The 12,590-nt window shown below is 59.2% G+C and carries 12 protein-coding genes and 2 pseudogenes; 6 read left to right on the top strand and 8 right to left on the bottom strand.

Going from position 1 to position 12,590, the window contains the following annotated elements; genetic code table 11:
- Positions 1 to 531 precede the first annotated feature (531 nt).
- From EOD15_RS03475 to EOD15_RS36530, 3 genes and pseudogenes are all read right to left on the bottom strand, one after another.
- Positions 532 to 1,104 (bottom strand): annotated as a pseudogene (locus EOD15_RS03475) (peptidase C39 family protein); the annotation flags it as partial.
- A gap of 411 nt (positions 1,105 to 1,515) precedes the next feature.
- Entirely contained in the window at positions 1,516 to 1,635 is a 120-nt protein-coding gene (locus tag EOD15_RS37325; RefSeq protein WP_348629420.1) for a hypothetical protein, read from the bottom strand.
- 316 nt (positions 1,636 to 1,951) lie between these two features.
- Positions 1,952 to 2,163: pseudogene (locus EOD15_RS36530) on the bottom strand (DUF736 domain-containing protein); the annotation flags it as partial.
- A 25-nt stretch (positions 2,164 to 2,188) separates the two neighbouring features.
- Between EOD15_RS36530 and EOD15_RS03460 the strand changes: the two are divergent.
- Complete coding sequence (locus tag EOD15_RS03460) at positions 2,189 to 2,857, top strand: peptidase M41 (protein WP_127318926.1); 669 nt, start codon at positions 2,189 to 2,191, stop codon at positions 2,855 to 2,857.
- A 42-nt stretch (positions 2,858 to 2,899) separates the two neighbouring features.
- Here EOD15_RS03460 and EOD15_RS03455 read toward each other — a convergent pair whose 3' ends face one another.
- Positions 2,900 to 3,793 carry a hypothetical protein gene (locus EOD15_RS03455; RefSeq protein ID WP_127318924.1) on the bottom strand — a complete coding sequence of 298 codons (894 nt, stop codon included), beginning with the start codon at positions 3,791 to 3,793 and terminating at the stop codon, positions 2,900 to 2,902.
- Positions 3,794 to 3,864: 71 nt separating this feature from the next.
- Complete coding sequence (locus tag EOD15_RS03450) at positions 3,865 to 4,113, bottom strand: hypothetical protein (protein WP_127318922.1); 249 nt, start codon at positions 4,111 to 4,113, stop codon at positions 3,865 to 3,867.
- A gap of 206 nt (positions 4,114 to 4,319) precedes the next feature.
- Between EOD15_RS03450 and EOD15_RS03445 the strand changes: the two genes are divergently transcribed.
- Positions 4,320 to 5,561, top strand: a complete 1,242-nt coding sequence (locus EOD15_RS03445) for a type IV toxin-antitoxin system AbiEi family antitoxin (protein ID WP_127318920.1) — start codon at positions 4,320 to 4,322, stop codon at positions 5,559 to 5,561.
- Positions 5,552 to 6,415, top strand: coding sequence for a nucleotidyl transferase AbiEii/AbiGii toxin family protein (locus EOD15_RS03440; protein ID WP_127310331.1), 864 nt, complete (start codon positions 5,552 to 5,554; stop codon positions 6,413 to 6,415). Before EOD15_RS03445 ends, EOD15_RS03440 begins: the two co-directional genes overlap by 10 nt.
- 166 nt (positions 6,416 to 6,581) lie before the next feature.
- On the opposite strand, the gene EOD15_RS35655 is transcribed toward EOD15_RS03440, so the two are convergent.
- The gene (locus tag EOD15_RS35655) at positions 6,582 to 7,415 is read right to left on the bottom strand and encodes a hypothetical protein (RefSeq protein ID WP_185928969.1); all 834 of its coding nucleotides are present in this window, start codon (positions 7,413 to 7,415) and stop codon (positions 6,582 to 6,584) included.
- A gap of 203 nt (positions 7,416 to 7,618) precedes the next feature.
- Between EOD15_RS35655 and EOD15_RS36225 the strand changes: the two genes are divergently transcribed.
- Positions 7,619 to 7,846, top strand: coding sequence for a hypothetical protein (locus EOD15_RS36225; RefSeq protein WP_206523026.1), 228 nt, complete (start codon positions 7,619 to 7,621; stop codon positions 7,844 to 7,846).
- A 470-nt stretch (positions 7,847 to 8,316) separates the two neighbouring features.
- Here the strand turns inward: EOD15_RS36225 and EOD15_RS36525 are convergent, their stop codons facing one another.
- Both EOD15_RS36525 and EOD15_RS03425 read right to left on the bottom strand, forming a co-directional pair.
- The gene (locus tag EOD15_RS36525; protein WP_245463565.1) at positions 8,317 to 9,150 is read right to left on the bottom strand and encodes a thermonuclease family protein; all 834 of its coding nucleotides are present in this window, start codon (positions 9,148 to 9,150) and stop codon (positions 8,317 to 8,319) included.
- 68 nt (positions 9,151 to 9,218) lie between these two features.
- The gene (locus EOD15_RS03425) at positions 9,219 to 9,605 is read right to left on the bottom strand and encodes a hypothetical protein (protein WP_127310335.1); all 387 of its coding nucleotides are present in this window, start codon (positions 9,603 to 9,605) and stop codon (positions 9,219 to 9,221) included.
- A 665-nt stretch (positions 9,606 to 10,270) separates the two neighbouring features.
- On the opposite strand from EOD15_RS03425, the gene EOD15_RS03420 reads away from it, so the two are divergent.
- Together EOD15_RS03420 and EOD15_RS03415 are read left to right on the top strand one after the other, a co-directional pair.
- The gene (locus EOD15_RS03420; RefSeq protein ID WP_127318918.1) at positions 10,271 to 10,696 is read left to right on the top strand and encodes a hypothetical protein; all 426 of its coding nucleotides are present in this window, start codon (positions 10,271 to 10,273) and stop codon (positions 10,694 to 10,696) included.
- Positions 10,697 to 11,567: 871 nt separating this feature from the next.
- The gene (locus EOD15_RS03415; RefSeq protein ID WP_164761606.1) at positions 11,568 to 12,503 is read left to right on the top strand and encodes an XRE family transcriptional regulator; all 936 of its coding nucleotides are present in this window, start codon (positions 11,568 to 11,570) and stop codon (positions 12,501 to 12,503) included.
- Positions 12,504 to 12,590 lie beyond the last annotated feature (87 nt).

Raw genomic sequence — 12,590 nt, 5'->3', positions numbered from 1 at the left:
GGGTTGCGGGGCGCCGCGGCGGGCCTAGAAGGGAGAGCCGCCCACACCGCGCCGCCGGGAAGGCCACCCCAAAAAGACAGCGTCGCCCGCAAGGGCGGCGACCGTCACAGCCCGCACGGGCTGCATGCGCCAGGGGGCGAAGCCGTATGGCCGAGACCGCCTGAGCCTGCCGAAGATGAGCGGGCTCGGTTCACGAGCACCCGGTGTGCGCCATTTGGCGCACAGGCACCCTGATGAGCCAGATGGCCTAGCGGTCAGGAGACCGACGTCGTTGAGCGAGGAGCTCGCAAGGAGCGATTTCGAAGAGCCTCGTTGACGTAACAGTGCGAGCGTGCCGGTGCGCGGCGTGTCATGAGGTGTCTGGCCAGGTCGGGGCCTTACGCGGGACCGGTCCGAGCGAGGCCATGACGCCACCGCGGCCCGGAAACGTGATGCATGCAGCGATCGCTGGGTTCGCCGCATCGAGCGCCATGCTGGCTTGCAATATAACCTCGTGTCCGAAAGACCAGCGGCAGGGCCTGTTGATCTAACCTAGAGTAGGTTCGATTCCGATGAGCCGCTGTTTTCCAGACAGGCGGGTGCTAGTTGAGCCTCCGCTTGCCCGCGCCTTTCGCCTCCGTGGCTTATCCGCCCCAAGAAGTCTTTTATAGAGAAACGCTCCAGCCGCACGGGATCTGGTGTGTCTTGGTTCCAGGGGTCAAGGACGAGCACGCTTCTTACACCATTGTCGGCCAGGACCACCCAATGCAGCGCCAAGCTGCCATCGTCCTCGAGCTCCTTAACGAGGCATAAAAGTACATTGCCCCTCGCCATGTGTCGCCGCAGATCCTCTTCCCCAGGTAACGCCAACTTCATTTCGCCGCCGGCCTGCAGGAAATGCACTCGATCGCTCTCCACAACGGCGCGCATGATGAGCTTGTGCTCGACAGCCTCACACTCATCTTGCAGCAGTTCCAGCGCATCATACTGATAGATCGTGGTTCCGAGCCCCAGGCGCAAAGCGGCCAAGCCGAGGCCTTCAGGGCTGCACCCTGGCCGCCCCTTAACCCCGAGAAGTTGCGCTGCCATGAGCAGGCAGCTTGGTCCGCACGTGAAATCTGTGGTCTGTGGCCAGTAACTTCGCCGCTATCGCAATTCCTCCTGCCAGGCTACAAGTTCCCCAATCCCTATCTGCCCGCGGGCTGGTGCGTTCCACCCCTGCCTTCCCGCCGGAGACAGAGACGGTGGGGTCTGTTTTGCCTGCGCGGCGTAGCAATCATCACGATGGGGACCAGGATGACGTTCGCGCTCGTCTCTGATCTGAAACCGAGCATGGACCCGCTTCGGCTTGATCACTTACTGGACCCGCGCATGCCGCTGGAGCTGTGGCCGCACGCTCCCCCGATCCGCTGGATCGTCCCGATATAGGGATCGGGTATGGGGAGGTCTCTGGTTATCAGCGGCCCTCAGCCTCCTATTCAGCTCTTCCACAATGCTTCCTGGTTGGTTCCATACTGCCAAAAAGGTCGGTTCTGCCTACGACCGAGGCCGACTGCCGCTGGTTGGAGGGCTGGCCGGTCGAGCTGTGGCCGCACGCTTGCCCGATTCGCTGGACCTTCGCGATATAGGGGTCCACGTCGCGGGCATGATCTGCATCAGGCTCATCGCCCCGGCCGAGGAGACCGCGCGGTTCTCCGGCGCTTTCCGCACGCATCACCGCCCTGAACATTTGCGATCGGAACGCCGAAGCGGCGTGACGCCTCGGCAATGTGATCGGCATAGGCATCGCGCGGTGAAGGGCGTGCGACTGGCGTGATCTGTGCTACCGAGATCGAGGGCGTGACGCTCGCGATGGCAAGGCCAGTAAGGAGAAGGAGAGCCCTCCGTCGGGCCGCGGAAAGCAGCCCGGATCCGCTGAGGCGGCTCGTTTGGACGCGAGTCGGCATGGCTCAATCCTTCTGCCGCGATCGCTCGGGCGCGACCAGTGTAGAGACCAGGCGTTACCGGCATCCGTGTCGCGGAACAGGTTGGCGCGGATCGGATGCAGGCATGGGGGATTGTCGATCAGCAGCGCGACGTATTCGCCGGCCTTCTCGCCGGTGCGTTTCCAGGCCGCGCCGACCTCCGCGCCATTTCGCTACTCATGCCATCGAAGAGGTGAACGCGATAATCTGGAGCGTTCTGTCTCGAATCTCGCTAGGACGTGTCGATGAAACACCGCCTGCCGCATCATCTTCAGGACCTTGCCCGCCGCGTCGCCCAACACGAAATGGGGCATTATGTGGTGGCGCGGGCGATGGGTTTCCGTACTGGCGATGTTTCGATTGAGTTGACTGGGCCGTTCGACGGCCACCGTGGAATGGCCGCGATTGCACTTCCGGAGCAGACCGGCACGATCGAACTGCTGGCCAGTTACATCGCGCGACGCGTGGTCGTGCTTTACGCCGGCAGCGCCGCAGAAACACTTCCAGGCGGCGGCGCGCCGACGCGCGCCGTTGCCGTCGAGAGGGCGATTGAAATCATCCGCAATCCTGGCCAAGGCGCAGAGCAGGATCACGCGAAAGCCCGCGAGCTGATCCAGATCCTGAGAAATATCACGCGGGCCGGGACCGACGTCAGCGACGAAGGCACGACGCAATCCGAGCTTGATGAGTTAGATCGCCAATTGTTCGGTAGGGCAGTTGAACTCGTCGAACTGCACGCCGACACAATTGTCGGCCTGGCGGGCAACCTTGCTGATCGCATCCAGGTGATAAAGGAGCATGTGACGCTGGACGCTCCATATCTGGAAGGGCTGCCTGCCGTGCAGAATATATCAGTGGTTGAACCGATCCCGATTGGCGACACGACCAAAGCCGACCCTATAGGCCAAGATTGATCCAGGCTCTAGCGACATAAATGTAACGGGAGCCTCGGCCCGTCAGCCAGGCGGGTTAAGGCCGAACCGAAGCCTCGGAAACTCCCCGCGCTCGATGGCAACCGTGAACACCTGATTGAGCGCGCTAATAAAGGCCGCTTCATCAGCGAGGTGATGAGTGTAGGAATGCAGCTCGGGATAATCCAACACGAAGCACGGAACGGCTGTCTCGTTGAACAAGCCGAGGACAGCTGGGCTGTAGACTGAATATTCGGAATTGAACAGCTCCTTGACAACAATCAAGCCAACGAGATCACGATCGCCCAAGTCGATCTCGTGATAGCTCTTGCCCGTTCTGAGTTTTAGTGGAACGCATGATCGGGCGTAGCCGATTGAACCACGCATCTGGTCGACAGCTTTTTTGAGATGTCCGACGACCGTAGACTTCTTTCGGCCGATCGAGCGAAGCAAGACCTTCTCCGTATTAGGGCTGTCCTTGGCTTGGACGCGGAAGACCGTGTTCGGCGTGATCAGCAAGACGTCCAGGAATTCTTTCCCATCGTCGTGGCGAATCGGGTTCAGGTAGATATCGTCGTTCTGGAAGATGCGTTGCATCGCATAGACGATATCAAGCTCATTGAAGTGCCCGGCATCCTCGCGTTCCAGCATCGTGTGGATCGGCGTCTTTGCGCCGTGATATGCGTTCACGTCCAGCCGAACGTGTTGGATGTACATGTCATCGGGGAACAGCGGTTCGCCGAAGCAGATTGCATAGGCCTCGTCATCGTCTTTGGCGGTCCGGAGCCCGAACCACTCGGGCAGTTGGTCATGGATATCGCGAGCTAGCTCGACCGAGAACGGAGCAAAGGCCATCGCGCTCATGCTTGCTTTAAATCGTGCGGCCTCATCGTTCGTCGCGCTGTATCCAAGCAGTTCTCGATTATGCTCATCGAACATGTGCACGCTCAGTTTATCCGAGGCAAAAAACTCCTGAATCTCGGCCGTGAATTCATCATCAAAGAGCGCTGTTATAGAGTGAGCGGCTCATCGGCATCATCGAAGAATGCAGATACCATTCCGCATGATTTCCGGCCTTTGGCCATCAACGGCGCAACATAGATGCGAAAGCCGCGATTAAGCTTGGCGGCGAGAATCCACTCCTTTGGGCATTTGATGATCAAGCGCAAAGCGCTCTCGCCTGGAATGCGTATTGGGAACAGCCCACCGGGAAAGTTCACAAGACCGCCAAGTAATTCCGGATGGGTGATGGTAAGCACGTGGTTTCTCAATTTTGCGCGACGCGGTTCCGAGTTTACTGCGCTCGAATTTGACGGTTGTTCATCGCGAACACAATTGCCGCGTGCGATGGTGGTGCTTACGCGCCGCCGAATTTCCAGACCGGGATGCCGAGCTTCCTGGCCTTATCGGCAAGGTTGTCGTTGACGCCCGTGCCGGGAAGTGCATCACGCGCTTGGAACGCTGAATGCCGAGCAGGTCCGACTGGCTCGAAGCGCAGCGGATTTCACTAATACACCATGTTTCACCACAAAGTGAAATAGCATATCGCGGTGAAATCAGTTGCCAATTTCACCAAAATTGGCTATTTCATTTCACAATGAAAACCTATGAACGAGTGAAAGAGATCGAAAGCCAAGTCGCTGACGCATTGCGTCAGCAGCTGGAACGGATTCCCTCGCTCAAAATCCAGTCCATCGACCAAGAATGGGACCTGCGAACCGGCCCCAATATGCCGATGGCCGGCGCTGACATTCTTGCCCGTGTCAAAATGGCGGATCGCGTCATCACGCTGATGTGCGAGGTGAAAGAGCCGGGATACCCGCGGCAGGTCCGAGGCGCGATCGATCAGCTTTATGCCTGTATGGCGCGGTATCAGACTCTGGCGCATTCCGACGTCGTCGTTCCTCTGGTCGCCGCGTCATGGCTCTCTCCCGAGTCGCGCAACATCTGCGCGAATGCGAGGATGGGCTGGCTCGACCTTGCCGGCAACTGCCGGATCGCTTTCGACAACGTCTTTATCGAGCGGGAGACAGCCGACAAACCGAAGCCGGCGGCGCGAAACTTTCGCGCCGTCTTCTCACCGAAGGCGGGGCAGGTCTTGCGTACGCTTTTGCGCGATCCCAAAAGGCCCTGGAAGGTGGCCGACCTCGCCGAAGCAGCGGATGTCAGCCTCGGCCATGCCAGCAATGTGCGGTCGGCGCTGCGCGACAGGGAATGGGCCGCAGTGGATGACGAAGGCCTTCACCTGACCGCGCCGGACGCGATGCTGGATGCCTGGCGCGATTCCTACGAGCCGGTTCGAGGCAAGCGTTCGTCCTGGTACACTATCCTTCACGGGCGCCAGTTGGACGAAGCGCTTCGCGAAACGTTGAGCCGGCGCGAGACGGACGGACATGCCATGCTTGGCGGTCTTTCAGCAGCACAGTGGCTTGCGCCTTATATGCGCGGCAACTTGACGACTCTCTATGCCGACACGGCGGCCATGCCGGAACTGATCGAGGCGCTCAAGTTGAAGCCATCGAAGAGCGGCGCCAATGTCGAAGTGATAGAACCGGATGATCCAGCCATCCTGAAGGAGCGCGTCGAGGTTCCCGGCGGACCGCCAGTCTCGTCCCCGATCCTTACCTATCTTGACCTCTCGCATCTCGACGACCGTGGGCGTGAGGCCGCCGAACATCTAAGAGAAAAGTTGCTCAAATGGCATTAGCGCCTGATCCACAATCCGCCGCCGACTATACCGACCGCGTCAGCGCTGCGGTCAAATCCGCGCTTATGGAGATCGGACAGATCCTTGGCAGTTTCGAGGGCAAGTTCGCTGTTGTCGGTGGAGCCGTACCGTGGCTGCTTCTGGAGGCCGACGACATGCAGCATGTGGGCACGATCGACATTGATCTGACGCTGGATGCGGAGGCGCTTGGCGATGGCGAATATGTTCGGCTGGTCGAGGCCCTCATAGGCAATGGCTATTCGCAGAGCGCGGAGCACCGACGGTTCCAGCTTGTTCGCACGATTGAAGTGGCCGACGGTGGGCCACCCGTCGACGTGATCGTCGACTTCCTGATGCCGCGTGACGCTGAGATCGAGAAGAACATTCCCCCACTGCTATCGGAATTTGCAGTGCAACGCGCGTCCGGTGCGGAACTGGCCGTGCGCTTTCACCAACTGACGGCGATTGAAGGCACGATGCCGGGCGGCGGACATAACCGGGTGAAGATTGCCGTTGCCTCCATCCCGGCGCTGCTGGCGATGAAAGGCCAGGCACTGATGCGGCGCCAGAAGCGCAAGGATGCCTACGACGTTTATTACTGCATCCGCAATTACGAAGGCGGTCCCGAGGCGCTCGCTGAGGTCTGTCGCCCACTGCTTGACATCAAGGATGCGCGTGAGGGCTATCTGGGGATCGCGGAGAAGTTCGCGAAAGAGGATATGATAGGACCGGTGTGGGTGCGCCAGTTTGTGGAAGGAACGCCGCATATCGGTGATCGCACGCCAGCGCAGTGGCAAACAGATGCCTTCGGACAGGTGCATGCCTGGATGGCGGCGCTCGGGCTGGCTGACTAGGTGTGGCCTTCCGATCCGCTTCCGGACACCGATAATCGACGGTTCCTGTCGTAACGGGAACGCCTGCTTATCGAAAGTCGCATGTCTTCATCTTGATCTTGCGGATCGGTCACAAGGGTCGACAACGTCTCGTGACCAGAAATTTTTAAGCGGCGGCTCTCGTGGATCATGCCTCAGGGCTATCCATTCTCGAGCCGCGGGCGGCATTGTTGAGGAAATCATCCAGCGAGGGCGCCGTCTTATCGGAACTGGTAATCAGGGTCTGCGACCACAGGATCGAAGCTTCGTAGACAGAACTGCAGATCCATTCACCGCCCTGTCTGAACCAATGGGTCGCCTCGGGCAGGAGATCGACGGAGACCGGGTGGCGCGCAAAGGGGTTGTGGAAGACTTCCATCTCCGCCGTCCATGGCTCGTAGCCATGCGGCCAGAGCCCGCGATAGTCGGCACTCGTGATGTCGAGACAAAATGGAATACCCTTCAATGCGCCGGGTGTTCGGTCGAAGAAATTGCCGATGCGGGTGTAGCGATGACCGGCAGGCGCGCCACCGCAAGAGATGGCCACGCGATTGAGTTTGGCCATCGAGCAGGCATTCGTGAAAATCACAGCGGATAGCTCGGCATGCTCATCGTTGGCGAACAATCCCGCGGGAAATCGCGCGGGTCCCAGCAAATGTTCGGCCGGCATCAGCACAGCCTGCGGCCGGCCGTCGACCTCCGCGACCGTCGCTCCCGAACCAAGCAGGTAGCCGATCAGGCCTTCGCGGCTCCACATCATCGAGCCGGATGCCTGGAAGTCGGCAACGGCCAGGATGCACGGCTTGCCGTTGGCATGTGGAAGCTGGTCGTACCGCCGTGCAAGTTTATTGCCGATCGTTTTGGCGAAGCGCAACGCCGCCGCGCCGAAGAAGACTTCCTCGCGATTGGTCGGCATGTCCGCAAAGGCGGCGTTGACGTGATTGTACGGCACAGCAGGATTGGCCGTAACTGCCTCCACCATGCTTCACCGCCAAGCCGGTTCTCAATGCGGAAATCCGGCGATTCAAAGGGCTGCTCGACAAGCAGACCCTGCTCGCGAAAAGACGCGAGAAGCTGCGCTTCCCACAGTCGGGTATGGAAGTTGGTTGTCTGGGAATCGCTCACCCAATTGCGGTCGGGTCTCGGCAGCGCAAGATACAGCTGGTTCAACGCCCAGGCCGCCGGTTGATGGGTTTCCATTATCCAAAACACCTCGCTTGGCTCGCGGCCGGCGAGATCGAAAAGTGGCGCTTGCATAGGGACGCCGGGCGGCAATGGCTCAAGCGCCAACCCGTCGGCAAGCTCGGGCTCAAGGGCCGTGGCTGCCGCGTCTATCGTGGCGAATCCATCGGCGCGCTTGGTAACCGTCCAAACGGAATCCACTCGCCGTCGCATGACGATGACGTGGAATGAATCGCTCTCGGGGTTATGCGTGACAATGCCACATCTGACGGCCAACTTACCAGCGTCATAGGCTTCTCGGGGCGTGGAACTAGCGCCCAACCGGGCCACGTTCAAAACAAGATGCTCTTGCCCGTCCTGACTAAGCACCTCAACGGAAGGGTCGAACGGAGCCGAGAATAAATCCAGCCAGTTGCGCCGCTCGGCTCCATCAGCCCTTAGAAGCAGCCGCACCGGTTATCCTCGCGGTTGTAGGGAGCTAATGCAGTCTCCGTAATATGTGATGACGTCATTCCCAGGCGCGGCTATCGAAACAGAGGTGGGCATTCGAAGGGAAAACGTCAGCTCCTGTACCCCTATTTCGGCAACCATCAAACTTGATCCGACGCTTAACGGAACGGGCGGGTTTTTGTCCGACTTGCAGGGTATTGTCGTTAGCTCCCATGCCGCCACGGAACGTTAGCAGCATCGGAGGCAGGTGCTCAAACTTGCAGGAGACCACAGTCGGTTCTCCCGCCGCAAGCGCAACCATCTGAAAGGGCAGGCACAAAGCCACAGCCAGTCCAATTAGTCTCGCTGTCATCGTCGCCATTCCTAGCATAAGGTTTCGCACGCCTGCCCGTCGCCATCCCGGTCGAGCTTGCCGCCCACGGACAATTACTGAGATACCATTGAGCCTCGTCGCACGAGCTGATTTGCGAGCATTTCCGCCGCGGCTGGCATGAGTAGCTTTGCGCTACCTGTTGACGGCTGATGATGCCGACTGGTTGGCTCACCGCCGATTGGGCATTATCTCCATGCCCGGCGCGCCATTCCCACGGCGCTTGGAACTTTCCGACCCACAGCCCGACCTTCGCCGCTTCCGCCTTCCCCTGCTGCGCTGCATAGGCACCATGGCTGTAGCGGGGCCAGTCGATCGCCTGGCCGTGTTCGACCATCCAGGCGGCCACGCTGGCGCCATCGGCACGCTGGCAGTCGCCGACAAAGCGGTGATAACGATCCCAGGTCACGAATGTGCACTGCACTGGCTTCGACGCGGCCAGGAAGGTGTCAAGCGCCTGTGCCGATTGCCGGCCGCAGGGATAGTCGGCCCCGCTCGCATTTTTACAAAGCTGCTGGCTCTCCGGCGCGTCGATGCCGTTGAAGCGGATGCGCTGTCCGTGGATTTCGATCGTGTCGCCGTCGATGACGGATGCCACGCCGGCAATCGTCGCCAGGCCCGCGCTGGTCCAATTCGGCAGATGGAGCTCGGGCATGTGGTCGCTGTGTTGCATGGCCGTTTGCGCAGCCAGAGCGCCAGCCGCGACCACCGTCACCAAGATCAGGCGCCTTTGCACCATGCCAAGTGGCCTCCGGCGAGGCGATCGCATTCTACGCAGCATTGCTAGTTCGCCTCATGTCCGGTGCGGCCGCCCGGTTTCGCTTCGGCGGCACGTTCACCACAAGCCCGGCCTAGGCTGTCAACCCCATTGCGCAGATCGCATGGATGATTGCCAGAGTCCCCGCCGCCACCTTGGCGCGCACCTTGGCCTGGCGGTGTCAGCGGGATTCCGCGAAAGGCCTGGATGACTCCAGCTGTTCGCTGGCCGTCGCCCTCGATATGCGTGTTCTGACTGTTCGGGTTGAACGGGTCGACTATCTGGGCAAGGCTATTGGCGCGATTGGCGTCGCCGGCAGAGAGCGTCACGCTGTCATAGTGATTGAGATAATCCGCTGCGCAGCCGCTCAATGCCAGAACGATGCCAAGGCAGATCGCCAGGTTCCACTGCATGGCCCCTAGACCGGCGCCGGGTTTATGCCGGCGGCTCTCAGTTGCGCACCAAGCTTCGCTCGAGTCCCACACGCGGGCTTGTCGCCGGCGACGCACTTGTTATTCGCGTCTGACCAGTCCAGCAGCGCCGTATTGATCCAGCTGCCAGGTGCACGCTGGATCCCATAGGGTGTCGGTGGCGCGCCACCAGCAACGGCTGGAGCTGCCGTGGCGCCCTGGCCATGCGGGGCACGCTTCCACCCGCTTAGGATGAGGCAGTTCTTCATATAGTGATCTTCGGCAGCCAAGTTGCCGAGGGCATTCCCGATTCCGGCCCCCGCAACAAAGCCCGGGGACCCGATAGCAATATAGCCTTGGTCAACCGACCCCTTATGCATTTCGCATTGAGCGTGGGCGAGGTAGAAACTAGGCCCGTAGCCTATTTGCATGTAGTCGGCTTGATTGCTTGTTTGGCAGCCGCCCAGCGCTGCCGTGGCACCAAGTGCCACAAATGCTTTTATTCTCATCCTCCAGCCCTCCCAAGGCCGAGTTAGCATCTCCTAAAGTTGAATTTGTTGCAAGAGTGATGAACAAATCTGGTAAATTCCACCTGCCGGCAGTTCGTAGACTTCCCTATTACGACGGATATACCCCGCTATTTTATCCATCATTCCGTGGGATTGAAGATGCGAAACAGCGAATTGGCGCAACGGCTATGCAAGGGCTGGACCCCATGGGCAAAGGGTCCAGGCGACCACGATATTGAGAAAATATGGTGGGCGGCCCGCGTGCTGCATTTTCCGAAGCTGAACTTCTCGACATGGTTCGACGGCTCGGAAGTCGTCGGCACCTGGCATTGGGGATTTCGTCAGAAGTGGAATGCTTTTCCCTCTGACCCGATCGAGCATCTCTTACGGGATGTAGGGCTAAGGATTCCCCCTTACGTCCGCGATATGAGCCCGCAGAGTAGAGTGAACCCCAAGCATGGGGGGTGGGGGATTCTGTCCTCCTTCGGCAATCAACACTGCAATTTCGGCGGGAGGGGCTCGATCAAAGATGCCGAGACCGAGATTACGGCTTTTGAAGGCGTGCAGAATCGACGGGAAGGGTAGCTTCAGATCATGCGGCCGGCAGCATTCGCCATAGCGCCGATTTGATCCGCAGTTGCAAAGCTCGGCCTCCTTAAACTGGGTTAGCCGATAATAGGGATCAGCTTGGCCCAGTTCATCCAGCATCGCATACTGGCGTCCCGGCCACCGATCAAACACCACCAAATGAAGCTGGCGAAGCGCCCATACGCTATAAAGGTCCAGCAACGTGCACAAATCACTGCCTGGCGACCAAGCTTTATCGAGCATGGGGTGATAAGCGCACACCGAGCCGTCAGGGAAATTGGTATGTCGCGGGCCGATCCATTCGACCTGCCCATCTTGCTGCCAGAACGCCCATCCACGCGGCTCGACCGCTGGCGTTTCTGGTAGGGCAATAAGGAATATGGCTTCTCGCGATAAGCCATCTATCACTTGGCTGCGAGCGAGAAGCCATACTCCATGGTCATCGGGGAGGAGAGTTGCGCCGGGGTATGCCCGTTGCACATTCTCTAGCTGCCCGGCGTAGTTGCCGGCGAGGCCGACGATCCGTGATCCGGCACGGGGCGCCCGTGATCTACCGGACGACCTTTGCCGCCGGGTGGACCTTTGCCATGATCGGGCTGCGGGTCCTCCCGCTCCTTGCTGTTGCTCATCACTTTTCTCCTGGACAGTGGGTGATGTGGGCTGTGGGTCGAGGATAACGATGCCCCCGTCCTTCACCCGCACGGGCCGGCGCGCGTCCAAACCGACGCCAATCCGATGCAACTCAGCCCGCGCATCGTCGGTCAACAACACTTTCATTTTGCTTGCCGATGTGCGAGTCTGTGTCACCAGCACAGGGTGTATTCTGAAGCGAAGCGTGTCAAGGTGTGCTGATCGCACAATGGTGAACATGAACGAATTCGAAGAAAAGCTCGTCGGGGCGGTCCGCGAGAAGCGGGAACGCGAAGGTCTTAGTATAAGGGCATTATCGGGGATTGTGGGAATCAGCTTCTCCACGCTGGCCCGCATCGAGCGGGGCGACGGGTCGCCCGACAACAATTCCAAAATTAGGCTGCTCGAGTGGCTCGGCCCCGATGCCGATGAACACGAGCTTGGCTTTGATCGGGTGGCATTCGTTCACTTCCGCGCTGGCAAAAACGCGTCCTCCAAGACTGTGCAAACCCTGCTGGACGCTGCCGTGTGTCTTCGTCAGCACTATAGTAAGGGTGACATATCAGAACCGAGCAGCGCGCCGATAGATGCTGAAGTTATCGCCATGTCAAAGGAAGATCTGGAGCAGACGGCCGAAGATTTCCGAAAAGATTTAGGACTGAAGAAAAGCGACCCGCTAGATCCATTCTATTTGGTTGTTGATTCTGTTATCGTAGAGCGATTGCGGGATACCTCCTGTATTACTGGAAAGGCAAAGAACACACTTACTGGACCGTCGCGAGGCGAGTGGTCCGCTATGAGCGTTCCCTTAAATTCCGATCAGGATAGGTGGGTTGTCTTTTTAAACGACTACCATACCGTTGAGAGACAAAGAGTGACGCTCCTTGAGGAATATTGGCATATTCTTGCCGGGCACAAGCTGACCAAGATAGCTAAGATTGCTGGCTGCTTCGGTCGAACATATGATAGCGCTGAAGAGCATGACGCGTATTTCTTGGCATCGGCAACTTTGCTTCCACGAGACCCGATCAAGCGTATGGTCTCGGGTGGCAAAAGTGCCCCTGAGATCGCGTCCTTCTTCGGGACCTCACCGGAACTTGTTGAATATCGAATAAAGCGGCTCGGGTTGTGGCGCGATCATATTGGAAAGAAAGTGAGTCTGGCCAAACCCTAACGATGCCTTCCGTCGACCGCCAGCGGCGGTTGGTTCAACAAGGTCAGATTCGAGGCTAATGGAAAACCGAGGGCAGTCACCTCCTCG

Source organism: Mesorhizobium sp. M7A.T.Ca.US.000.02.2.1 (assembly GCF_003996995.1).
In the GTDB taxonomy this organism is placed as follows: domain Bacteria; phylum Pseudomonadota; class Alphaproteobacteria; order Rhizobiales; family Rhizobiaceae; genus Mesorhizobium.
Note: the sequence above shows the minus strand (reverse complement) of the source record. Positions and strands in the feature narration are given on the sequence as shown.